Origin of the sequence: Mycoplasma sp. Ms02, from assembly GCF_019720735.1 — a bacterium.
GTDB lineage: Bacteria > Bacillota_I > Bacilli_A > Mycoplasmatales > Metamycoplasmataceae > Mycoplasmopsis.
The window spans coordinates 319,599-345,871 of the sequence record NZ_CP081302.1; the positions used below are offsets into that span (position 1 = coordinate 319,599).

Below are 26,273 nucleotides of genomic sequence, written 5' to 3' on the forward strand. Positions count from 1 at the left end.
TCCTTATTGAATTTTGAATTTCATTTCAAATTTTTCTATTTTATCTACAAAGTTAGAGTCTTCGCCTCAATCTTTTGATTCAGGTCTATTGAATACTCCGTTAGAGTCTGGTTTTAGGATGTTTATTCCTCTTCAATTTAATCCCTTATAAGCAGTTCTGGTTCATTGATGGAATTTAATATTATTTAATGTGTTTTGAGCAAACGCTTCTGGTGTAGAAACTATTTTTGAATCACCATCTGCCTTGGCATTGAAAATGTAAAAGTTTTTACCAAAATCATCATCGCTTAATTTTACAACTTGAGGAGTTGTACCTGAATTTTTATCAAACCTATTTATTATCAGAAGCCTAATAACCAATGCTGCGTTGCCATTTACAGATACACTATTGTTATCTACTAAACCTGGGCCGGCATTTCTTGTCATAGGAATAGAAATAATAATAGGAAGAACTGAAAGTACTTTTCCTGCATCTTTTGATTCATTAAATCTATATCTCTGTTCTCAATATTCAATCAAGTTATTTTGATTTCAAGTGTCTCTTCCTAAGTTAACTGGGAAATCGTTATCTCAATAAACCCCTCTTGTTTCAGTATATTTAATTTCATCATCACTCATAAATACAGGGTTTAAAGGTTTTCAGTAAACGAAATCTCCATGTTGTGTGTAACCATTGAAATCTGGTTTCATTTTAATTTTAATTCTGAAAGAATCAGGGCTAGTAGTTTGATTGTATGAACCTAGTTCTTGATTTTGACCATCAGCAGTTGTGAAAGGTAATGTTGTACTTCTGTCTTCAGGAAGTGATATTTGAGCATCAATATCTTCATCGACTCTTTCTGTGTAATAGCTCAGTTTTTTGTCGATAAGTGTTTTATGACCTGCGTTTGCAAACGCAGAAGCTAAATATGCAGCCGTTTGAATTGGTTCCCATCCAGCTTCTTCAGATGTAAATAATGTATTACCTATATTCGTGGTAGATAACATTTCTTTATTTACTCTTATCTCGCTGAATGTTTTAAACGTAATTGCTACATTTTTATATAAAGCATTTAATTTTTCTACATTGTAAAATGCACTGTTTGCTTGTGTAATTGATGTCGGTCTTACATATTCAAAATACAAGTTTACAAAACCTTTTTTAATAGTTGTGTCTGACTGTAAAACTAAGTCTACGAAAGAAGAAGCATCGCTTTCTTTTAGTAAGTAAACCTTGAAGTTATCTGACTTGAAGAATTCTGCTGCAGTTCCTTTTAGAATGTTCATTTGCTCAAATTTTTCAAGTAGTTTTGCTTTATCTTTGCCTTGTTCGGGCGATAAATTAATTGCTTTATAACTACGTCCGTTAATTTCTTTATCAGTTACCGTTAAGTTTGCTTCGTTTCTTCCATCTTCGGTGTCTACTATTTTTTTGAACACTTCACCAGATGTTGCATCTAAAGGTTTGTTGTTTTGGTAAACCAGTGGTGCACCTTCTTCTGTATTAACTTTTTCACCTAAAGAACTTAAAACAAGGCTGATATGTGATTCTGTATCGAATCATCTGCTAAATGATTCCATATTTTCAGCAACTTTTTTGATTGATGTAAACTCTTCCGTTCTTGTAGATTTAGCTTTTGAATCATCTTGTTTGTTTAAAGCTTGAAGTGCAGCATTCATTACTTTTGCAATGTCTGCTGATTTTTGATATTCAAATATTGCTTTTTCATATCTTGTTTCAATATTATTTTCTGAAAGGTTAGATAAAAATTCTTTAATTTGAGTCAATCCAACATATGATGAATCTCCTAAAATTGCCTTGTTTACAGTATTTTTCAGTGAATTAGCATCTGATGTATCAGAACCATAAATTAACATGTCAGCTTTTCTGTTTGCAACTGTTAATTTAGCAACTGCTTGTTTGTATTTTTCAAATTGAGCAGTTCTTTCTTGTTTAACTTGCTCAGAAACAGCTTGTTCTTGTGAAACGTTTCTATCTTCAACTCTTGCTGATAAAGTTTTAACATCTGAAATTGCTGTATAGCTTGTGTTAAATCCGTCGAATCTATTTTTTAGTTCACTAGATTCTTGGGGAAATCCAAGTTTCTTAAGAACTGTATAAATATTTGAAGTAGAGTTTTCATCAGTGGTTTTGAATTGCTCAGCTAACCTATCGAATTGTGTAGATTCAGCCTTAAGTTTAGGAACTGAAAGAATATTGATTCTTGAATATAAAGTATCTAGGTTTCTTGAATGTCCTGAAATTTCAAGAGCAACAACTCTCATTTGATCTAAATAAGCTGATAAATCATCTTGGTTCGCTTTTGCTGCATTAACTTTTGTCTCCATCGATTCAAAAGTAAGAATCGATTCGAATAGCTCAACATCAGATTGTGATATCCCTGCTGTTTGTAATGCTGCTGACCCGTCGATTGTTTCTGATTCTCCAGTAATTCCGTTTTTAAAGATTTCAAAGTAAGGTTGATATCTGTCTTTGTATGACTTAAATTTGTTTGATTCTCATGATCACACTTTGTCGAATTGATCTTTAAGAGCTTGCACAGAAGCTTTTAGTTTTTCATTTGTATCTGTGTAAGCTTCAGGAGTATCTCTTGTTGTTCTTTCTAGCTGTGTAATCGCAACATCAACGAAGTTAGAGTTAATAGGTGATGTTGTTGCGTTTGAGTAAAGTGAAGTCATCAATCTATTAAGTCTTTTTGCTGCTGCAAGTTGATTTTTGACTTCATCTGATTTTGCTTTTTTCAGTCTTGAGATTAAACCTGAAGTTGAGTTCATTAAATCACCTTCAAATTTAATTTTTTTAGACTCATCATGGTTTACGTCATAAAGAGCAATTTCAGATTCAGAAACTTTACTTTGAATGTCTGTAAATAACGCTAAAATATCATTTTTTCTTGAGAATTGTTCATTTGTTTCGTTTTTAACTGCTAAGTACGATTTAGCGATATGAACAGCTTTTCTAAGTGAAACAGTGTTTTCTTTAGCTACTAAGTAAGACTCGTTTGTATTACCTTCGATATATTTGTTTCTTAAATCATCATAAGTTTCTTGATTTTTAGGAAGTCCTGTTTCAAGTAATTCGAATGGCTTTCTAATAATATTTCTTAATGGTGTTTTATCAGAATTAGAACCGTCCACTAGCATGTAATCAACAAGCTGTCCATTTTGTTCTGCAACTGTATTATAGTCTTCTAGAGATTTAAGAGCTTTCGAAACTGCTATACCTAAATCCAGCAATGCTGTTAAATTTGCCAAGTCATCCGAAAATCTTTGAAGCTCAATTGAACTTTTATTTTTAAAGTAAATTGAACCGTTTTCTTCGATTTGAGCAATTATTGCTTTTAAGTCTCTTACTGTATTACTTAAATCTTCAGTTACAGATGGATTATTTACTTCCTGAATATAAGTCTCTGCCTTGTTTATACCATCTTTCGCAAGTTGTACTTTATCCGCTACCTCAATGTATTGCTCAAAAACACTGTCAAACAGTCCCGATTCTGCAGATACATTTTGGAATAATATTTCTTGATCATCTGCACTTAAGTTGTTTGCACTATTTGCGATTTTTTGCGCTTGTTCATGGTAGAACTTATTATTATTAGCCCAAATTAAGTTGTACTTAGTAGGCATTAAAGCTGCATCACCTTTTAATTGATTGTACTCTGAGTATTTAAGAGCTTTATTTCTGTTTGCATCATAATCAGGTTCAGAGTTTGAGGCTCTATTAAAGATCAATTCATCAAGAGTTCTTTTTCTAGATTTGTAAAGATTTCAAACATCTCTTGTTTCTTCTTCTAATCTACCTGGAATGATTCTTTCAATGTTTGTAAAGTTTTGCATTTCAGGATCTCTTAAAGATGGAATAGATCTTAAGATTGCGTTAGCATATTTTTGAGCATCTTTTTCAAAACCATATGTTGCTTGTTCGTTTTGATCATTATGAACTACACCTGTATAATCTGTATCTTCTTTAATTGTTGTATAAGATTTAGTTCCGTCTGCTGAAGTTCCGATTTGCACTTTATGTTTGTCAAGCAATGATTTAAGAGGTGGTATTTGTGATAATAAATCTTCTAAAACGTCTGTTTTATCTGCGTTTTCGTAAACTTGAGTGATTAATGAATCAATGAACTTGTCAAAAAGATCTTTAGCTTCAGCACCAGATTGTGGCTTTTCTGCTGGAAGAGTTCCATCTCCATCAGGGTAGGTGATCGCAGCTAGTTCAGCTTTAATTTCCTTAAATTTATTTGCTGCTTCTTTTGATTTATTTAAGTTATCAAGAAGAGTTTGTATTTCTTCTTGTCTTTGTTGAATTTGCTCTGGTGTTAAAGTTAAGTATTCGTTTTGAGTTTTTTCTGTTAATTTTTTGATTTCATCTCTAATTTTGATTTCTGCAGGGTCTTGTGAGTTTTCTAATTCAGCCGCTTTATCATTCGCTGTTTTAACATCACGACCTAGAGCAATTAACGAATCTCTTTTATCTCTTAGATCTTCTAGTTTTCCATCCACAGGAATAATTTGTGCTTTATCAGTTACTCCTGTTAGTTCAGTAGTTAGAGCATCTGTCGCACCTTTTAAAACCTCAGCAAGTTTAGGATCTAAAACGTTGTTGTTTGCTGTAAGTGTTGTTTCAAGGTTATTTTTAAATTGATCAATAGCTGATTGCTGAAGATTTTTTGCTTTCTGTAATTCTGCATTATCAACGAAAGCTTGAAGTAAATCTTTGTTATCTTGACGAATTTCAGACACCGAAACATCAGAAGCTTTTCTTAGGCTTCCGTTTGTTTGTGTAGCTGGGACATTTTCTTTTAAAGCTACAATAATCTTTTGTCTTTCAGCTTCTGCTGTTTCAGAATTGGCTGATTCTGGCTGGTTTAATTGCTCAATAACTGATTTCTGTCTTTCTGCTAAAGCTTCTAGAGCATCTAATTTCGCAATAGCTGCTTTAACATCAGAAACTTTGTTAATGTCATCGATTGAGCTTGCTTCGTTTCCGATTAAATCAGCAAGAGCGTTCATTTTATCTTTAACTTCTTGAGTTGTTCCATCGCTGTTTGTAACTTCAGGAAGATTTGATATTTTATCTTTAAGATCAGCAAGTTTTTTAGCTGCTAAGTCTTTTTGGTAAGCTAAGTCTAGTTTCTTTTGAAGTTCTTTAAGTTGCTGTGTTGTAGTTGGGTAAGATCCATCAGAATTTTGTTTTGCTTTAATGTCATCAAACTCAGCGAAGATTTCATCAATTTTTGTCTTATTCGTTACACCATCAAGAGCTGCTTGGTCATTATAGAAAGTTCTTAGATTTTCTAAGTTAGCTACTGTATCATCATACTCTTTTTGTGTTCTTGCTTTTTGAGCTTCTGCTTCCTGAGTTGCTCTTTTAATTTCAGACTTGATAATAGCAAGTCTTGCTTGTGTTGTGTCAGGATTATTCAATTCTGCTTGGTATTTAGCTACTAACGCTTTTACATCATCTGCATCTTGTTCATGAATTGCTTTTTTAGAGTCTTGTTCACTATAAACTGCTGCAAGTTTTTCAAGTTCATCATTAATGTCTTTTCTGAGTTCTGTTTTACCTTGTTCTGTTTTGATGTTCTTAACTTTTAGTGCATAAGCATTTTTGTCATCATCTAAACCTATTGCGTTATTAGCAATAACATTTTTTAGATTTTCATAAGCTTCAGGATGTTGATCTTTATCAATAGTGTCAAGTTGTTCTTGAGCTTCTTTTAAAGTTTGTGCTAAAGTAACAGCACTCTCAATTTGTTGCTGCATTTCTTGAAGCTCTTGCTGAGTTGCTTTTGGTTCTTTTGCTAAAAGATCGTTCATTTTTTGCACTAAAGCATCAACTTAAGCGTTAGCCTGTGAATAAGGATCGTTAGCTACATTATCCCCTTCATATTTGACTAACTTCTTAGCTGAATTTTTAAGTAAAGCACGTGTTAGAGCATCATCAAGATTTTCTTGTTCACTTTGAGCTTGTGAAGTCAAATCATCATATGTTTGAGCTGGCGTTACAGTTCCGTTGTTTAGATTTTTTAATAAATCTTGAATTTGAGCTAGTTTAGCTTGTGCTTGTTCAATTTCAGTTGTTGGGTTTAGTTCATCTAAATCAATATTTTGTGCTCTGGTAATTGCGTTTTGTAACTTATTAGCTTCTTTATTTAATTCCCTTGCTTTTGTTGCGTTATCGCTTAAAGTTTGCATTTGAGCAATAAGTGCGTCACGTTCATCTTGGCTTAAATCTGGATTGTTGATTTGATCTCTTAATTCTTGGGCTTTATTTAAGAAGTTTTCTTTAATTGCTTGTTCTTGATCACTTGCTCCTGCAAAAACGTTATTAATTTTGTCAACAATTTTAGCTGCAGCTTGATCTGCTTGGTGCTTTGCCTGTTTTTCTTTAAATTCGACAACTGCATCATCAAGATCTGAAGCTAATTCAATTGGGTTTGACTCATCTGGAGCATTAATAGCTTGTTCACCTTTATTTAAAAGGTCTTCGATTCTTTTAATTTCTTTTTGCAAGGCATCTGCTTCAACGGGCGAAACAACGGAAGCTAGAGCTTCTTTTGCTTTTGCTAATGATTCTTCAAGAGTTTTGAATTTTTCTGCATGATCAAGTACATTTTGAATTTTTTGCTGAATTTTGTCAAACTCAGCTTTTTTAGCTTCTTCTGATAAAGAAGGCGACAACGAAATTAACTCACCTTGCTTTAAAAGTGAATCTAAGTCTTGTTGTAATTTTTGTCCAAATAAAGAATCTTTATCGAAGATATTTTTAAGACCTTCCTTTTTGTCTGCTGTAAATTCTCTTAGATTTTGTGTTGATTCATCTGTTCTAGAATCTTTTAGCAGTTTTTTGTATTCTTCGATCAAGAATTGAAGCTCTTGTCTTACTGCGGCAGAATCTTTTTGAATTAAAGGAAGTGCTTTTGAGTTTAAATCTCTTAAAAGTACTCTGTTTCTTGGAGAAAGTGAATCTTGCTCATCTAAAGCTTTTTGTGCTAATTGGTGTAGTAGATCAAGCTCTTTCTTATTAATGTCTCTAAGTTGGTTTGAAAGCTTTTGCAATTCATTTGATAAAGTCTCAACTGATTTTTCATTGTCGACAAGACTTTTAGCTTTATTTGCGATTTCCTTTAGAGCATCCTTATCTACTTCTAGACCGTATTCATAGGCAAATTCAGCTTGTTTTTCAACTTCGTTTAAAAATTGTTTTAGCGTTAAGTTTAGCGAAGCTGAATCTTTTAATGTGTTAAGAAGGTCTGTGTAGCTTGTTAATAGTTTTTGTCCATCTGTTTGTGAAGATAATTCATTCAACTTATCAAGAATTGATTGCTTAAATTCTGGATCAATTGCATTTTCTTGTTCAAGTGAAGCGAGTTGCTTTTGAATTTCTGTTTGGAGAGCTTTGGCAGAATTTAATAATAATTTGGCTTTTTTAATTTGTGTTAATTTTTTAACCAATTCTTCTTTTGACATTTGGTCAAGATTTAAGTCTTTGTAGTTTGAAATTAAAGCTTCCTTTTGGTTTTCAGGTAAATCTAAGTTGCTTAAGTTTGCAATTTGTGCTTCGAGTTCACTTTTTAAGTTCACTTCTTGGTTTTGGAGATTAGAAATTGTTTGTATTTCGTTTTGTACAAGCTCTTTAAGTAAAGCAAGATCTTTTAGTTTATCTGAACTAAGAGTTGCTTCAGGAGAATTTGCGAGCTCTTTATAACTTGCCAGCTGTTCTTTGATTAAATCCTTGGCATCTTGACTTAAGGCTGCTGAATAAACCTCTGATTCAACTACTCTCAAAGTATTGCTAAAATCAGCCATAGCATCAGTTATGGCTTGTAAATTTTTACTTACTTGTGCTTCAGCACTATCTAGAAGATTAGAAGCTTCTTTTAAGTTGTCATGAGTATAACTTTCATGATCTAATAATTTTAAAACCTCAAGGGCATAAGAGCTGATCATTGCCTTTTCGGCAGGTGTTTTGTATGATGATGTTCCTTTTGCGATGTTGTCAATTAACCTTAATGCTTTTAATTCTAAATTAAATTCTAAATCTGTTTGACGATCAATTAAGTTGTCTGCTGATTTAAAGAAGTTGTTAAGAACTTCCTGTTTGTTATCAGCGTTTGCTAATGCTGCTTTGGTTGCGTTAAGTAAATCAGGTAGCGAACTTCTTAAATCATTGTCTTTAACTTGTTTTAAGTAATTTTCGAGTTGTTGATCTAATTCTTCTGGACTTGCTTTTAGAACTCTTGCTTTAGCTCTTAATTTACGAAGAACATTTCTTTTTCTTAACATATCTCCTAAAGAAGACTTTTTGTTATCAAGAAACTGTTGTGCATGTTCTAACTCATTTTGAAGCTCTTTTAAAAACTCAGGATCTAAATTTTCGTTATTCTCCTTAAGTAAATCTTCAAGAAGTTTTGCTTCTTTGTTAAGTGGATCAAAAAGATCGTGGGCGATTTTTTGATCTTCAGGGTTTACTCTTAAGTGATATAAATAAGCTAATGCACCGAATGCTCCTGCTCCTAAAAGGGATGTAGTTATTCCTAAGCCTACTCTTAACTTTTTGCCTTTACCATTCATATATCTCCTTCACAAAAAAAAAAAAAAAAAACAGATCCTTCAGCCATTTTGTATAGGTCTAGAGGCTGTTTTATAGGTGGTTAAAAATCTTTTTTTTAATTATAAATTAAAATTAAATTTTTTAAAGACTTCAAAGCATAAACGCAAAAAAAGTGTGGAAAAATCTGAAAATGTTTGCACAAGTGCAAATTAGGTTTACTTTGAAAGCCAAAAAGTGTAAAAAAACGCATTTAGAGTGCTAAATGCGTTAGTTTTGTAAGATTTTATTCGAACATATCCATGTCATCACCTAGGTCGTCTGAGTATGAATCATCTGAATCTTGGTCGAAGTCCATGTCTAAGTCATTTACAGATTCAATCATTTCCATTTCAAGATCTAAATCTTGGATTGAATCTTCGATGTAGTCATCTAAATCAGAGTTTAGACCTGCATCTTCAAGAGCACTTGGGTCATATTTGTTAGAGAAGTATGATTTTGGATCTCTAATATCATATTTACCTTTTAGCTCGTAATCAATGTTTGTTCCAGCAGGAATTTTTTGTCCTAAAATAATGTTTTCTTTTAGTCCATGCAAGTTGTCAACACGTTGTGAAATTGATGAGTTAACAAGAATTTTAGCTGTTTCTTGGTATGAAGCAGCAGCTAAGAACGAATCACTTAGCAATGGAGTTTGTTTAGCTCCACGGATTTTAACTTCACCAAAAGCAGGTCTTTTACCTTGTGATAATAATCTACCATTTTCTCTTTGGTAGACAAATGTGTCAACAAGCGATCCTGTGAAGAAGTTTGAATCTCCTGGGTCAGTAATCATAATTTTTGAAAGCATTTGTCTAATGATGATTTCAATGTACTTGTCAGAAATTGTGATACCTTGTAGACGGTATAAACGTTGAATTTCTTTTAGTAAGTAGTTTTGAACAGCACGAGTATCAACTGTTTCAAGAAGTTCTGTCAGCACAATTGGTCCTTCAACTAGTTTTTGACCTGGAATAACGTGATCACCTTTTTGAACACGTAGTTTTTGTGAAACACGTGCTTCATATCTTCTTTCAACTGGTCCTGTATCTTTTTGTGAAGTTACTTTAATTAAAAGAATATCTGTATCGTTTCCATCTTTATCTTTGGCTGTAGTAATATCACTTACAACACCGTGCTCAGCAGCAATTACAGCTGTACGTCCTCAAGGAGAGTCATAAGCATCGATTAACTCAATCAATCTACCAAATCCACCTGTAATATCTTCAACACCAGCAACCCCTCCTGTATGGAATGTACGCATGGTTAGCTGTGTTCCAGGTTCACCGATTGATTGTGCAGCAACAACCCCAACAGCTTCTCCGATGTTAACGATTCTGTTTGAAGCAAGGTCTTTTCCATAACATTTTTTACATACCCCGTTACGTGTATGACAAGAAAGAACTGATCTAATTTCCACTTCTTTTAGACCTAAGTCGTTAACGATTACGTTAACTAATTCAGGCGTAATTAAAGAGTTAGCAGGAATTACCACATTTCCATTAGCATCTGTAATTTCTCTGTTTGTAAATCTTCCACTAATTCTTTCTACAAGCGATTCAATAACTGTATCAGTTTTTGTATCTTTGATATCTTTAACAACGAATCCAAAGTCACTTCCACAGTCTTCTTCACGCACAACAATTCCTTGTGCAACGTCAACTAAACGACGTGTTAAGTATCCTGATTTAGCTGTGTTAAGAGCTGTATCTGTAAGTCCTTTACGGGCACCGTGAGTTGATGAATAGAATTCATATGCTGTTAGTCCGTCAAGGAATGAAGATTTAACAGGAATTTCAATTGTACTACGAACAACACGGTCGTTAGCAGCATCGGCTTTAAGAACTTTAGTGTTGTTGTTCATCAATCCACGCATACCAGCTAGCTGAACGAAGTTTGAAGTATTTCCACGAGCACCTGATGTAAACATCATAAATAGTGGGTTGTGTGGGTTTGCTTTTGTAACTTCTTTAAGGTCACTTTCAATGTTTTCCTTAATTTTTGATCATTTCTGAATTGTTAGCGTATAACGTTCGTCATCTGTTAAGAAACCTTGTTTGAAGTAGTCTTTTAATTGTTCAATGTATTCCTCACCTTCACGAATTTTTTCTTTTGTTGAAGAAATAGTCATGATGTCGTTCATTGAAATTGTTATACCTGAAAGTGTTGAGAATTTAAATCCTAAATCCTTGATTGTGTCAAGAATTTTAGCAACTTTGTTTGTGTATTCAAATCATACTTTTTCAAGTAGCTCTGTATATTGGAAGATGTTTCATTCAACTTCTTCGCCTTTTGATTGCCTTTGAAGTTCGTGATCAATTAGTGTTAAGTTTTCACGAATCATGTTTGCTAGTGTTTCTGCGTGCACAGGATCAATTAATTCATTTTTGTAATCCTTTAGTTGTGCAAGCTTCATGAAGACATCTTGAACATTGTGACGGTTTGTATCGTTAATGACGTCAGCAATATCTTCCATTGTTACAACAGCAACGTATTTTTCGTATGCTCTACGAACAATTTTTGAGATTTCTTTTTTACCTAAACCACCATTAATTGGTAAGTTTTTGATAAATTCTTTGAAGTCTTGTCCGTATCCAATTGTGTATTCTTCTAAGAAGTCTGCTGATGTATGAACAACTTCTACGTCATTCATTTTAACTGAGCCATCAACTGCAACCTTAGGTACTCTTGTAACTCTTTTACCAAAAACGAAATCAAAGTCTGAAGGGAATGAGTCATTAAATAAGATTTTACCCATTGTTGTGACAACATATTTTTTGTCGCTGTTAACTTTTAAGCTTGATTTGTTTAAAGCATCAATTGGTAAGACAATTCTTGAGTGTAACTCAATGAAGTCTTGTTCGTATGCTGTTTTTGCATCCTCAATACTTCCGTAGTATGAACCTTCACCTTTAGCGTTTTCTTTTTCAATTGTTAAGTAGTAAAGACCCAGAATAATATCTTGAGAAGGGTTGATGATAGGTTCACCATCCTTAGGTCCAAGAATGTTTTTTGAAGCTAACATCAATTCACGCGATTCACGAACAGCTTTGTCTGAAATTGGAACGTGAACAGCCATCTGGTCACCGTCGAAGTCAGCGTTGAAGGCTGTTGTTACAAGTGGGTGTAGCTTAATCGCTTTACCACGAATTAAAACAGGTTCAAAAGCTTGAATTGAAAGACGGTGAAGTGTAGGAGCACGGTTTAGAAGCACAGGTCTTCCTTCAATCGCTCTTTCTACGTATGGTCAAATCATTGGATCTAATGATTCAACTTTTTTCTTAGCAGCTTTAATTGAGTTGATTGTTTCGTCGTTTTTAATAATTTCTCTAATGATTCAAGGTTCAAATAATTTTGAAGCCATATCACGAGGAATACCAACTTGGTGCATTTTTAGTGTTGGTCCAACGACAATAACGCTACGTCCAGAGTAGTCGACACGCTTACCAAGTAAGTTTTGACGGAAACGACCTTTTTTACCTGTAATTGCGTCAGAAATAGATTTTAAAGGACGTGAATCTTTTGAAACAACAGGGCTTGGTTTTTTACGTCCGTTGTCAATTAAGGCATCCACAGCCTCTTGAATCATACGGTACTCGTTTTGCTTAATAAGCATCGGAGCATCTGATTCATTTCATTTTTCAAGACGGTTGTTTCTGATGATGATACGACGGTAAAGTTCGTTGATGTCACTTGTTGAGTGACGACCACCATCTAGTTGAATTAAAGGTCTTAAATCAGCAGGAATAACAGGGATGTCGTAAATCAACATACTTGTTGGTTTTTGGCCTGATTTGATGAAAGAGTTGATAATTGTTAAACGTTTGTAGAGTTTAGCACGCTCTTGTGCTCTTGTTCCTGTAACAATTTCACCTTTTTCAACTGAGTTATTGATGTCGTCGATTTTTCTTTGAACAAACTCAGCTTCTTTTTCAAGGTCGATGTTTTTAAGTAGGTACTCAATCGCTTGAGATCCTGTACCAATTTTTGCTTGTGAGTATTCGTGAATGATGTCGTTGTACTCATAGAAGTCAACCCCGTAATCACGACCCATTTTTGAGTGGGCATATTCTCTTAGTTCTTCAAGAGCAAATTTAATATCTTCATACTCTTCTGAACCTTCATCATATTTTGAAAGCATTTCAATTAAACATTGTTCGTAAATTGAAGGAGCTTCGTTAATATCAATAATTGTGTTCTTTTTAAGACTTTCTAGACCACCGTCTTCAAGTACGATGTGAGATTTATAGTAAATTAATTTTTCTAAATCTGATTTTGTAACTGGACGGTTATCATCAACTCTTAGACCAAGAAGTTTAGAGATGATTGAGTGGTCAATTTTGAAGAATCAAAAGTGCACAACTGGGTTGTGTAGATGAATGTGACCCATTCTTGATCTACGTGTGATTTTTGGTAAAATTTCTGGTTTATATTTTTGACAAGCAGGTGTTTTTGAACAAACTGAGTTTTCGTCACTTCTTTTGTATTTTGTGTTACAAATCGGACATTTGTAATCAGTTGTTGGTCCAAAAATTAACTCATCAAATAAACCATCTCTTTCAGGCTTAAATGATTTATAGTTAATTGTTTCAGGCTTTGTGACTTCACCGTGTGATCATGAAAGCACATCTTCGTTTGTCGCAAGACTTAAAGATACCTTACCAATATTCCTTTTGTTTTCTTGATTAGTATTAATCATTCTCTAACTCTCCTGTTTCAATGTATTGTAAGAATTCAGAGTTATCTGAGTCGAAATCTTCTTGTGAAGTTTCAATTTTAATTCCTAAACCTTTTAGTTCATAGCTAAGAACGTTAAATGATTCAGGTGTACCTGGCTTAGGTAGAGGTTTACCTGTTGCTAGAGCACTATATAGGGCGTTACGTCCGTCAATGTCATCTGATTTATATGTCAAGATTTCTTGAAGCACATTTGCAGCACCATAAGATTCGATCGCTCATGTTTCCATCTCTCCAAATCTTTGACCCCCGTTTTGGCTTTTTCCTCCAAGAGGTTGTTGAGTAATAAGAGAGTAAGGTCCAACTGAACGAGCGTGCATTTTGTCATCAACCATGTGGCTTAGTTTTAGCATGTACATCACACCAACTGTAACAGGGTTGTCGAATTTTCTACCTGTAATTGGGTCAATTAGTACTTGCTTACCTGTGATTGACAATCCAGCATCAGCAAGAAGTGATTCGATGTCTTGTTTTTTAACCCCGTCGAATGAAGGTGTAACAAATTTTGTATTTAATTTACGAGCAGCCATTCCAAGGTGTAATTCCAGGATTTGACCGATGTTCATACGTGAAGGAACCCCTTGTGGGTTAAGCATAATGTCAAGTGCTGTTCCGTCTTCTAAGTGTGGCATATCTTCTTCAGGAAGAACGATCGAGATAACCCCTTTGTTACCGTGACGTCCAGCCATCTTGTCACCAACTTTGATTTTACGTTTTTGAGCGATTGAGACTTTAACAATTTTGTCGATTCCATCTTCTAAAACGTCTCCATTTTCACGGCTTAGAATTTCAATACCGATAACAGTTCCGTTGTGTCCATTTTTAACTTTTAATGAAGTATCTTTGTCGTTTGATGGACGTTGTTGTAAAATTGCCATCAACAATTTTTCTTCTTGTGAAGGGTTTTCTTCACCTTTAGGAGAAACTCTACCGACTAAAACGTCCCCAGGAAGAACTTCAGAACCAACACGTACGATTCCATTTTCGTCTAAGTTTCTGATTGAGAATTTTGAAACGTTTGGAATGTCAGCTGTTAAACGATCATCACCTGCTTTTGAGTTTCTGAACTGAATTGTTTGTTCTTCAACGTGAATTGATGTATAAACGTCATCTTTAACAAGTCTTTCATTTAAGATAACGGCATCCTCAAAGTTATATCCGTTTCATGTTGTAAATCCAACTAATACGTTTTTACCTAAGGCTAATTCACCATCTTTAAATGATGAACCATCAACAAGTAGATCACCTTTTTCAACATAGTCCCCAACTTTAACGATTGGTTTTTGGTTGATAACTCTACCTTGGTTTGAACGCTCAAAGTTTCTTAGAGCGTATCTGTCTGTTGTACCTTTTTCGTTTTTAATTTGAATTTTTTGAGAATCAACATAAACAACTTCTCCAGCGTGTTTTGCTGTTAAGTTGTATGAAGAGAACTTAGCAATATCTGCTTCAATCCCTGTTGCAATTAAAGGCGCTTCAGCCTGTAGTAATGGAACTGCTTGACGTTGCATGTTCGATCCCATAAGTGCACGGTTGGCATCGTCGTTTTCAAGGAAAGGAATGGCAGCAGCAGCTACTGAAATCATTTGTTTTGAAGAAACCTCGATGAAGTCAACATCTTTTGGTGTACCAATAACATATTGGTAATTATGTCTAATGGTTAGCACCTCGTCGGTGATTCTATCGTTTTCATCAACGTGAACAAGTGATTGAGCAAACTTATGTCCGATTTCTTCTGAAGCTGTTAAATAGTGAACGTCGTTGTAATCAACAACACCATCGTTAACTTTAAAGTAAGGAGTTTGTAGGAATCCCATTGGATTTACTTTTGCGTAAATAGCGAAGTTAAGAATCAATCCGATGTTTTGTCCCTCAGGAGTCTCGATTGGACAAATTCTTCCATAGTGAGTTGAGTGAACGTCACGAACTTCGAATTGGGCTGTATCACGATTAAGCCCACCAGGCCCTAGAGATGTAACACGTCTTTTGTTTGAAACCTCAGCAAGTGGGTTGATTTGATCCATGAATTGTGAAAGTTTCGATGAGTTAAAGAATGTTTTAAATTGGTTTGTAATCAATTTGTTGTTTGTAACGTTTTTAGCTGTTACTTTTTCAGGTTCTTTAGCACCCATACGTTCACGTGTTGTTTTTTCTAATTTGGTTAGTGCGACATTAAGTTGGTTTTGTAATAACTCACCAACTGAAACTACACGTTTGTTGATCATTGAATCTGGATCATCGTCTTGACCAATGTTTTCAATTAAGTTAAAGTAGTAACTTACAGCAGCAATAATATCTGAGATCAGTAAGTGTTGTTCTGTTGAACGAGGGTCGTTAGCAAGAACAATTACAGGTTTTGTTGTTTGTTCTTCCATTGCTTTTCTTGTTCTGTAAACTTTAACTTTAGCAACTTTGTTACGTTTTAATAAAGTTTTGTTTTCTTCAGTTAATTTGTAGTAAACAAATTCTGAATTAACACCATCAATAGTGTCTAAACCGATTAGTCCTTCTTGGAATCCTTTGTGAATTTCTTGAGCTAATTCGTGTGTAATGTATGTTCCTTTTTCATATAGAACAGTTGAAGAATTCTTTTGTTTAATGTTTTCAGCTAAGTATGTATCTGTAATTCTATCAACAACAGAAAGTTTGTTGTTTAACATGTAACGTCCTGTTAATGATAAGTTGTATCTTCTAGGATCGAAAAGAATACCTGGAAGCAATGATTTTTTAGCTTCATCAGAAATACGATCACCTTTTCTAATTCCTCTGAATAATTCTTCTTGACATGCGTCTGTAATTTCTTCAGGTGATAATTCTTCTGAATTAATGAATTTATCTTTTGAAAGAGTTTCATTTAGAACGGCACTTTCACCAAAAAGTTTTGTCATGTTTTGGGCTGATAGACCAAAAGCTCCTAAAAATGTTGCTAAACCAACATTTTTGTTTTTATCAATTTTAACCTTAACTGTGTCAGTTGTTGTTGAAGTAACTTTGTGAGAAACCTCAATTCAAGACCCAATACGAGGCAAGATTTCGAGTTTGTTGAAAAGGTCATCTGATTGTTTATTACGCACAGCACGTCCGTAGTAAGCACCAGGTGAACGAATAATTTGACTAACGATGACTTTTTCTGATCCGTTGATGATGAAAGATCCACCACTTGTCATTAATGGTAGTTCTCCTAGTAATACTTCATCTTGTTTGATTTCACCAGTACCAGTGATTTCACGTTTCAGTGTTGCATATAGTCTTGCAGAAAAGTTAATACCTTTTGCTTTGGCTTTTTTGATTTCTTCGCCTTCGCTTGTGACTTTTTTGTAAGGGTATTCAACTCTTAGAGATTTTTTAACGTAATCTAAACGTACTTTTTTATCAGCTGCTTCAATTGGGTAGTGATTTGAAATTAACTCTTCTACACCAGTGTTGATAAACTGTTCAAAACTTTCTTTGCTTGTTCCTAAAAGGTCAAAAACAGGAAGAGAATGCTTAGTAATTGAGTAATCTCTTCTCTCTGTTTTAGGACCGAATTTACGAAGTTTGTAGTTTAATTCTGCCATTCAGAACTCCTTAAATTTTATGATTTAATTGAAAATGAAAAAACGCCTTTCAATTAGTAGGCGATATTATTTTACACTATTTTTATTTTAAAAAAATAAAAAATATGGTAATAAATACCAAATTTTAGAAATAAAAAAACCACTTTAAGTGGTCTTTTTGTTAAGAAATTATTAGTCGATTGAAACTTCAGCACCTGCTTCAACAAGTTGAGCTTTCATAGCTTCAGCTTCTTCAGGTTTAACGTTTTCTTTAAGAACAGCTGGTAATGCATCAACCATTTTTTTAGCATCCATTAATCCAACGTTTAATAATTCTTTAACTACTTTAATAACAGCAACTTTGTTTGAAGCTGAAACTAATTTAACTGTAACTTCTGATTTTTCTTCAGCAGCAGCAGCTGGAGCAGCAGCAACTGCAACAGCAGCCATAGGGTCAACTCCAAACTCTTCTTTCATAGCGTCAACAAGTTCCATAACTTCTTTAATTGACATTTCTTTTAATGATTCAACAAATGATTCTTTTGTTAATTTAGCCATTTTAATTTTTCCTTTCTGGTTTTAAATAATATTATTCTGATTTACCTTCGCTCACTAACTTAAGTGATAATGAAAGCATTTGTAGTGGAGACATAAGTGAACGTCCAAGAATTGCAAGTGCTTCTTCATATGTTGGTAATGTAGCAACTTCCATAACTCCTTGAGCGTCAACAACTTTGCCTTCGTGTGTTCCGGCTTTGATAACCATAATCTTGTTATCTTTTGCAAAGTTAACTAAGACTTTAGCAGCAGACATAGCATCTTGGTTTGAAAAAGCAAAAATGTTAGGTCCTACTAAGTGATCAGCTAGGTCTTCGTATCCTAGTTCTGAAGCAGCGATTTTGAATAAACGGTTTTTGTAAACTTTAATTTCAACACCGTGTTCTTTAGCCACTTTTCTTAGTTCTGATAGTTTTGAAACAGTTAATCCACGGTATTCTGCAAAAGCAAGAGCTTCTGATCCTTGAATTTTTGATTTAATTTCACTAACAACTTCTCTTTTTGCTAATTTTAATTTTGATTCAGACATCAATAGCCTCCTTTCATAATTAGATTGAGCAACACATTTAAAAGTTATACATTCGGTAACATATTAAGGCGAACCTGTTACTTTCTCTATGTATTGCTTCTATATTATAAGCAAAACTTCAATTTATCAAAGTAAAAAGAATTGCTTTTTTGAAACGGATTTTAGTCATTGTTTTTTCGATAATTTAATTTAAAAAACATCTTTTTGATACAAAGATGTTTTCCATTAAATTTCTTTTAGTACTATAAAACAGGAGTTTTAGCAAATGATGATTAATTTTGAGCTTTAAAATCGTCAATTGCTTGTGCTGCTGATTTTCGGTATGCTCTTATTAATCCACCTGCTCCTAATTTAATTCCACCAAAATAACGAATTACTACAACTAAAACATTATTGACTGAATTTAAGTGTATTAAGTCTAAAATTGGTCTCCCAGCAGTACCTTTTGGCTCGCCATCATCGTCAAACCCAGCATTTTCCACTCCGTCTTTAATAAAGGAATATGCATGGCAAATATGACGAGATTTTTTATACTCTTTTCTGAGCTGTTCAACAATCGGTTTTATCTCATTTTTGTCTTTAATAGAGTAGACTTTTGAGTAAAAAGTTGATTTTTTAATTATCAATTCTTGCATTATTCGTTGTAGGTTTGAAAGCTTTTGTTTTGCTTTTTAGTTTGATATTCCTTATCTAAAGCGTAGATTTTATCGATATAAGGTTTATCATCAAAATGTTTTACCGTTTGAGCGTTAACTCAAAGAACTACAAGGTAGTTAACCAAAATCATATTTTGTAAGATGTACTCTTCTTCCACTGGACCAGCATAACCTTGGTATAATCAATCAATTTGTTCTGAATTTAAGTTCGAGGCACAAATGAAGTAGGCAAGATCAAAATGTTTGTCACCCATTGTTGCATATTCTCAATCTAAAAATCAAATTTTGTTATCTTCGTCCTGCAACATATTTATAGGTCATAGGTCATTATGGCAAGGATAAATGTTTTCAGAGTTACGTAAAATCAAATTAATACGACGGTAAAAATCGTCGATTACACTGATCTTCAAACCTTTTTCACGTATTGTTTTTTGATAGTTTTTGACTCTTGAAGCAATATTGTTTTTAGGAAACTGAATATCCGTCATATGTAACGTCCTGATATTACGTCCAATTTGTATTAAGTTATCCTTTGACATTTCAGGAATTTTTCCATCTATAAAATCTCAAGTAGCTTCCGTTTTCGAATTCGCTATTAATTTAGGTACAAAAGTAAAATTTTGGGTTAAATTATAGTCAATTCCGTGGTTAAATCCTGTGTAAGTTTTTTCTTGAAAAAAGTACTTATCATCAAGTTTGTATGATTTATTTGTTTTTCCACCGTGTAGTTCTACTTTCATTAATTCTCCTTAATTTGATAATCAACATAAATAGGCGCATGATCAGAAATGGTTGATGCCATTTTGTGATCAGTTATACCATCACTGTCGTTATCTTTTTTATAAAGTTTTGTGTACTCAGCTCTATCCAAGATCTGATTTTTAAAGACTTTTAATAAATCAATTTTAAAGCTTTGTTCTGGATTTTTAATTTCAAAAGCACTTAAAAAATCAATACCATCTTTTTCCTTAAAAACAATTTTATCGTAGGCGTTAGCATAATCACTTTTTCCAATTGAGGTTTTAAAATTTTCAGCCATAGCTTGATTATAAAAGTTTTGAATTCCGTTTTTGCCTTCAAATAAGTCCAATAAGTCTTGATTTTCAGTTTTGATATTTGTATCACCTGCAAATAAGATTGCTGCGTTTGGATTTGATTTTGCTTCAAAGTATGAAATGATTTGAGGAATTGAAAAAGCCTGGGCAACCTCAAAGTTACCTTGTGACCCTTCTAACTTAATACCTTTGTAAGGTGTAGGAGCTGGTTTTTCACCATTTTTTTCATTAATACCTGGTGAGTCAAAGTGCGCAAATACTGTTGTAACATATTTATTGTTAGCTTTATCTCTGAATTGTGCTCCAAATGGTGGTCTTGAATGTTCTGTTTTTCCACCTTCTAATAAGTTAATTTTTGATCTAAAAGAATCACCACTTACTGATGAATCTTGGTTTGCAAATGGCACGTATTCAAACTTGTTTTTGTTATAAATTATTGCAACTTTTTCGGCACTGTTTTCAAAAAGTGCAGATCTTGCTTGTGAGCTATCTTGTACAATGTAATCAAAAACGTCTGAACCTGCAAACCCGTTCATTGTTTTTACAATTCTTTGTACTTTTTCTCCGTCATTAAAGTTTACTTCTGTTAAGCCAATTAAGGATGCTCCTGATTTATAGATTATTTCAGAAATTGCATTTGTTTTAAATGACCTAAGAGTTGACTTTGCTCCTCCGAAATTCAGGATATTTCAGTGCATAATACGAATTACTTTATCACTTAATTTTGGGCTCTCGATTCTTTTGATTGGGTGGTTATCAATATCAGCATCTTTTCACAATTCAGCTCTTGTGCTATCAGATGTTTTAATAAAGTTGTTATATACGTAATATCCAGCAGTCCCTAAGGCAAGGATAATACCTAAAACGGTTGTACCTGTAGCAACTGTTTTCTTTGATTTTTTAGCCATAAATAGTTCTCCTTAGTAAATAAAAAAGGCTTTTGCAAGCCTAATTTTTAATTGCATCAACTAAATTTTTTAGTAAACAAGCAACTGTCATTGGACCAACTCCACCTGGAACTGGTGTGATTGCCGAAACTTTATCCTTAACAGATTCGAAATCAACATCACCACATAAATCAGCTGTTAATTTGCTATCTAAGTTTGTTCCGACGTCAATAACAACAGCACCTTGTTTTACGTTTTTATCTTTTACTAATTTTGCTTCACCTGCAGCAACAATTAGTAAGTCGGCATTCTCTGAACCTTTAATACCTGTATTTTCGTCATAAGTAGCTAAATTCGCTCCTCTTCTTTTAAGAATGTGAGCAACAGGTTTTCCTACTAGATAACTTCTTCCAATAACAGCCACTCTTTTGCCTTTTACGTCTATTCCATAGTGATCAATCAATTCTAGAACAGCTCTTGCTGTCGCTGGAACAAACATTTTATCATCTGGACTTGTTGCATTGTAAAGTGCAAATTCATTTCTATTGCTTAGACCATCAATATCTTTTTGATAAGGAATTGCATCTAAAATAACTTGACTAGGTATGTGTGAAGGTAGAGGTAATTGAACAATGACACCATCTGAATAATCGTTGATTGTATCCATTTTCTTTAAAAGACGATCTTGAGTGATTGATTCATCGTATTTATATAACTTTGCTTCAACACCTAAAAATTCGGCTTTTTTGATTTTTTGTTCAATATATTTGTTTGAAGCAGGATTGTCTCCTACTTGAATTATGGCTAATCTAATTTGTCTTGGTAAATTAAGTTCTTCTATTTCTTTTTTTAAATTCTGAAGAGATTCTTTTGCTAGTTCTTTTCCGCTAAGTATTTTCATTTTAACTCCTCCTCGTACGCTTTTAATTCTTCCTTGAATTGAGTTAATTTATTTTTTTCTGCGTTTATTAGCTTTTCTGGCGCCTTGTTAACAAAACCTTCGTTTGATAGCATTTTTTCGATTCTTGCTATTTCAAAGTGTAATTTGTCAATTTGTGATTCAAGACGCTTTCTGTTTTCTTGTTTTAGCTCTTCATTTATTTCAATATATAATTCATAGTTTTTCAGTGCAAATAAAGCATCCTGATTTACTTTTACCTCTGCAAAGGCAAGTTTGTTGACATATGCTTCAATTCTCTTGTCAACAGATTGTCCTTTAAGGTAGTAATAAACAACTTCTTTTTTAGAAATGTTATTTGTTTCTCTAAAATCTCTGATGCTTTTAACTGATTCGATAATATCATCGACATATTCCACATCATCAAACCATTCTGCTTTTGATAGTTCATTGTCTAAAAGCTCCGATTTGAAAATATCTGTGTAAATTCTATCTGTTATAAAAGGTAAGAAAGGATGAACTGTAATTAAGAACTGCTTTAAGATCTTGAGAGCATTTTCTTTCGAAGGTGCAACCTTAAGAAGTTCTATATACCAGCTACTAAAATCTTCGTAAATGAAGTTGTATATTTCTGTACCTATGACTGTAAACTCATATTTTTCCATTGAGTTTTCAATTTTTGCTTGTAATTTATGGAGTTTATTTGATATTCACTTGTCAATATCAGTCCATTCTTCTTTAGACTGATTATCTTCAAGCATATAAATATATCTAGAAATATTTCAAATTTTATTATTTAAGGCTCAAGCATTTTTAAGTTTCTCGTGTGAAAATCTTAAGTCCTGTCCTGCAGTCGTATTTGTTACTAAAAATCATCTTGTAGCATCAGAACCATATTGATCTAAAACATCAATTGGGTCGATTCCATTGTTTAATGATTTCGACATTTTTTGATTATTTTCGTCACGAACTAAACCATGTAGCAATACATGTTTGAAAGGTTTTTGGTTCATAAATTCTAATCCAAACATATACATTCTCGCGATTCAGAAGAAAATTAAATCGTAACCTGTAACTAATACATCTGATGGATAGTATCTTTTTACCATTTCTAGGCTATTTGGTCAACCTAGGAATGCAAAAGTTGAAATACCACTAGAAAATCACGTATCTAGAACATCCTCATCCTGAGTTCATCCTGTTCCTGGACTTTCAATTTGTACTTTAATCTCTCCATCTTTAAATCAAGCTGGAATTCTGTGTCCTCATCAAAGTTGTCTCGAAATGTTTCAATCATGAACGTTTTCCATTCATTGAACTAAGGTTTGTTCCATTCTTTTTGGGTAAAACTCAACACCATCTTCAGAAGCTAAATGTTTTAAAATATCTTGACCAAATTTTTCCATACTTACGAATCATTGAGGCATGACAAGTATTTCAATTGGCGTTTTACTTCTTTCACTGTAACCAACTTGTGAAGTGCTGGTTTCAACTTTTTCAAGTTTATTTAGTTCAGCAAGTTTATCAGCAATTTTTTGTCTTGCTTCAAATCTTTCTAAGCCGTGAAACTCAGAATCTACTGAATTAATAAATCCATTTTTATCGATTGTCTCGATGATTTCAAAGTTATGCTTTTTGATAATTTCAATATCGGCTTCGGCGTGAGCTGAAAGCTTCATTGCCCCTGTACCAAAGTCTAATTCGACATATTCATCTGTAATTATAGGAAGAACTTTTCCTGTTAAAGGGTGAATTACATTTTTGCCTACAAGATCTTTATATCTTTCATCCTCGGGATTTACTACAACAGCAACGTCACTTAATAATGTTTCTGTTCTAACAGTTGCGACGATTAGATTTTGATCTGAGTTTTCAACTTGGTATCTAATGTAGTACATTTTTTGGTCAACAGGTTTATTAATTACTTCGATGTTTGATAAAGAAGTTTGAAGTTGTACATCTCAATTTATTGCTTTAACTCCACGATAAATTAAACCTTTGTTGTAAAGATCGACAAACACCTGTAAAACAGCTTTGTTCGCCTCTTCATCAAGAGTAAATCTTTCATTTTCGTAATCTAATGCTAAACCTAAGGCTTGTCATTGACTTCTGAAAATATCTGCATATTTGTATTTTCACTCTCAAACCTTGTCTAGAAATCCTTCTCTTCCTAGATCATACTTAGATACACCTTCGGTCTCCATTAGAACTTGCTCAACTTTTGCTTGCGTTGCAATTCCAGCGTGATCCATCCCAGCAATTCAAAAGACATCATAGCCTTGAAGTTTTTTAAATCTAATGATTGTATCTTGAATGTAGGAGTTTAAGGCGTGACCTAAGTGTAGCTTTCCAGTTACGTTAGGAGGTGGAAGAAGAATTGAAAACGGTTTTTTTCTTTGGTCATGATTTGAGAAAAACTTTTTATCTCTTCACTTTTGTTCAATACCTTTTTCGGCTTCTTTGTGGTTGTAAATTTTCTCCATAATTACCTCGGTGCAATTATACCAAATTTATCGAAAAACCTTACTACATAGACCCAAAACAAAAAAGCAAATAAAAAAATAAACTAGGACAAAAAAATCGGAAATTCCGATTTTTATTTTTCTAAAGGAGCAAGAATGAAAAACTTAAACAATGAAATGCTTATAAAACTCTTTAAAGTTTATGAAAAGTTTAATTTTGAGAAGTATGGAGACAAGATGTTTTTCTTATATATAAAAGAAAAGTTCTTTGTTGATTTTGGTAAACCAAGTTTGTATAAAAAATTTAAAATTTATTATATGAATTACAAAGAAAAAGGTACTTTGCCAGAAAAGAAAAAACCATCAATCGAAAGAAGAGGAAGAAAAAGAAAGGTTGACCTAAGCAGCCCAGAGTGAAAAGTAGATTACGATGTTTTTGATAAAGAAGACATGGTTTTTGTTATAGAAATGTTTAGAGAGATTTTTGATCGTAATGGTGTTGATTTTACAATTCAAGATGCCATAAAACTTTTAAACCAAAAGAAAGGCAAATCCAGGAAAAGATCACAACTAATTTTATGTTTCTTATTTAAAAAATCTACTTTTTATGACTTTGTAAAAAGGTCATACAAAATGACACTTAAAAAATCTCAAATTCAGAAAGAGATGGAAATAATTAAAAAAGCTATGGAAGATACTAAGTTCAGATTCGGTAGGGAAAGACTGTCTTTTTACATATTAAAAAAACATGGAATAGCACTTAATTACAGGACTATAGGAAGAAGAATGAAGAAACTTGGTTTGAAATGTGTTATCAGACAAAAATCAAAAAGAAAAGAATCTAAAAATACAAATGTTAAATTTCCAGACCTAATGAAAAGAGATTTTGATGGACTTAAACAAGAAACATTTTCAACCGATGTTACATATATTTCTGCACCTAAGGACGTTAAGGAAAATCATGTCTTTTTGTCAGCAGTTTTACACAATAAAACCAAAAAGATTGTCGGATGATCTCTAAGTAGGACTAATAATGTTGAACTGGTTCTTGATTCTTTAACTTCTATTAACTTTTCCAAAATACATGACTTCGTAATTCACTCAGATCATGGATCACAATATTCTAGTCAGGAATATTTAGAAACAATAAAAAACTTGAATGGCAAAATTTCAATGAGTAGAGTTGGAAACTCGTTGGATAACAGAGAAATTGAATACTTTTTCTCAATTCTAAAAACTGAACTTATTTACAACATTTCCACAAAAGATATGTCGTTTGTGGAACTAAAAAGTCAAATTAACAATTTTATTGAATGATATAACACCGAAAGATTTCAGAAAAAACTCAATTTTAAAACACCTCAGGAATCCTGAAGTGCTTTATATAGATAATTTAAATTCCGAAATAACTGTCCTAGTTTAAAATGTGCGTTTGCACATTTTTGTTATTTTAAAAGGTCTCGATCTTTTTAGCATGTTCAGATAGTTCTTTAAGACTTTTTGCTCACTCTGTTTCTTGGTATGACTCTGCAAAAAACATCTCATAAACTTTCTCAAATCTGAATTTTTCCAGAATTTTCTTTCTTAATGGGTGACTAACATTTTCATTAGCTGGCAGATTTCCTAAGGCGTTTAAAATTTGATCATCTTTTAAGAAATCGTGAATTTTTTCACCAAATTCTAATAGAAGGTTTAATGAAGCGTGTTCATGATTTTCATCGTTTTCTTCGTCATGATCTGCATGTTCATGCTCAGCTTCTAGATGTTCATTAAATTCTTCAAGATCAACTACAAATCTGTTTAAAGAATCTAAAAATGCCTGTTTTTTAGCTTGATAATCACTTTCATTAACAGCTTTTTTGCTTGCTTTTTTCTCTAACAAACTGATTAAGTTATTGAAATGAGCATCGATTGAATTTGATTTTGCGTTTCCTTTTAGAACTGTTAAAGCATGACTTACAGCTTTAAGCGATGAAGTTTCAGTTAACTTCTCAAATGATTTTTGTAGATGTAGTTCTGGTCCTCAATCAACTTCGTTTGTAAATTCAGCTTTAAGTTCAGCATAAAAATCAGCAAAAAGTTCTTGGAATTTTTCAAGATATTTCATCATACCCTGCACTTTAATCCCTGTTTCGTTGTTTTCACCGATAACTTGGTAAGAAAGAATTGAATATTGACCTTGTAAAGTTGTAATTTTGTCAGCTAAAACAACATCTTTTGGTGATGTGTTGTTTTCAGAATTGTTTGAGCTGTTTTTTGCTGTATTAGCACAAGAAACGGCAGCTAAGGCAATCGGTGATAACGAAACCCCTGATGCCACTAATAATAATTTTTTAAATTTCATGACCAAATTATA

At 33.1% G+C, this 26,273-nt stretch carries 12 protein-coding genes and 1 pseudogene; 1 reads left to right on the forward strand and 12 read right to left on the reverse strand.

The features are described from left to right. Window positions 1-3: 3 nt before the first annotated feature. From K4L35_RS01160 to K4L35_RS01210, 11 genes and pseudogenes are all read right to left on the reverse strand, one after another. Window positions 4-5,826 carry a hypothetical protein gene (locus K4L35_RS01160; RefSeq protein WP_221617750.1) on the reverse strand — a complete coding sequence of 1,941 codons (5,823 nt, stop codon included), beginning with the start codon at window positions 5,824-5,826 and terminating at the stop codon, window positions 4-6. A 21-nt stretch (window positions 5,827-5,847) separates the two neighbouring features. Continuing rightward, the gene (locus K4L35_RS01165; RefSeq protein WP_221617751.1) at window positions 5,848-8,583 is read right to left on the reverse strand and encodes a hypothetical protein; all 2,736 of its coding nucleotides are present in this window, start codon (window positions 8,581-8,583) and stop codon (window positions 5,848-5,850) included. Between the two features lie 848 nt (window positions 8,584-9,431). Next, a pseudogene (locus K4L35_RS01170) lies at window positions 9,432-13,298 on the reverse strand (DNA-directed RNA polymerase subunit beta'); the annotation flags it as partial. Continuing rightward, on the reverse strand, window positions 13,291-16,893 hold the full coding sequence (locus K4L35_RS01175) for a DNA-directed RNA polymerase subunit beta (RefSeq protein WP_221617753.1): 3,603 nt from the start codon (window positions 16,891-16,893) through the stop codon (window positions 13,291-13,293). The gene K4L35_RS01175 and the pseudogene K4L35_RS01170, both read right to left, overlap by 8 nt. Before the next feature lie 171 nt (window positions 16,894-17,064). Further along, window positions 17,065-17,430: a 50S ribosomal protein L7/L12 gene (gene rplL / locus K4L35_RS01180; RefSeq protein ID WP_221617754.1), complete on the reverse strand. Its 366-nt coding sequence runs from the start codon at window positions 17,428-17,430 to the stop codon at window positions 17,065-17,067. 31 nt (window positions 17,431-17,461) lie between these two features. After that, window positions 17,462-17,959, reverse strand: a complete 498-nt coding sequence (gene rplJ / locus K4L35_RS01185) for a 50S ribosomal protein L10 (RefSeq protein ID WP_221617755.1) — start codon at window positions 17,957-17,959, stop codon at window positions 17,462-17,464. 272 nt (window positions 17,960-18,231) lie between these two features. Next, on the reverse strand, window positions 18,232-18,594 hold the full coding sequence (locus K4L35_RS01190) for a YigZ family protein (protein WP_221617756.1): 363 nt from the start codon (window positions 18,592-18,594) through the stop codon (window positions 18,232-18,234). Continuing rightward, a complete protein-coding gene (locus K4L35_RS01195) occupies window positions 18,594-19,355 on the reverse strand; it encodes a phosphotransferase (RefSeq protein ID WP_221617757.1) in 762 nt (253 codons plus the stop codon). Before K4L35_RS01195 ends, K4L35_RS01190 begins: the two co-directional genes overlap by 1 nt. Beyond that, window positions 19,355-20,578, reverse strand: a complete 1,224-nt coding sequence (locus tag K4L35_RS01200) for an MnuA family membrane nuclease (RefSeq protein WP_221617758.1) — start codon at window positions 20,576-20,578, stop codon at window positions 19,355-19,357. Before K4L35_RS01200 ends, K4L35_RS01195 begins: the two co-directional genes overlap by 1 nt. Window positions 20,579-20,618: 40 nt before the next feature. Beyond that, window positions 20,619-21,458 carry a bifunctional 5,10-methylenetetrahydrofolate dehydrogenase/5,10-methenyltetrahydrofolate cyclohydrolase gene (locus K4L35_RS01205; RefSeq protein ID WP_221617759.1) on the reverse strand — a complete coding sequence of 280 codons (840 nt, stop codon included), beginning with the start codon at window positions 21,456-21,458 and terminating at the stop codon, window positions 20,619-20,621. Then, window positions 21,431-23,938 carry a valine--tRNA ligase gene (locus K4L35_RS01210; RefSeq protein ID WP_221617760.1) on the reverse strand — a complete coding sequence of 836 codons (2,508 nt, stop codon included), beginning with the start codon at window positions 23,936-23,938 and terminating at the stop codon, window positions 21,431-21,433. Before K4L35_RS01210 ends, K4L35_RS01205 begins: the two co-directional genes overlap by 28 nt. Before the next feature lie 135 nt (window positions 23,939-24,073). On the opposite strand from K4L35_RS01210, the gene K4L35_RS01215 reads away from it, so the two are divergent. Next, window positions 24,074-25,309 carry an IS3 family transposase gene (locus tag K4L35_RS01215; RefSeq protein WP_221617329.1) on the forward strand — a complete coding sequence of 412 codons (1,236 nt, stop codon included), beginning with the start codon at window positions 24,074-24,076 and terminating at the stop codon, window positions 25,307-25,309. 58 nt (window positions 25,310-25,367) lie between these two features. Here K4L35_RS01215 and K4L35_RS01220 read toward each other — a convergent pair whose 3' ends face one another. Beyond that, a complete protein-coding gene (locus K4L35_RS01220; protein ID WP_221617761.1) occupies window positions 25,368-26,261 on the reverse strand; it encodes a hypothetical protein in 894 nt (297 codons plus the stop codon). Between the last annotated feature and the right edge of the window lie 12 nt (window positions 26,262-26,273).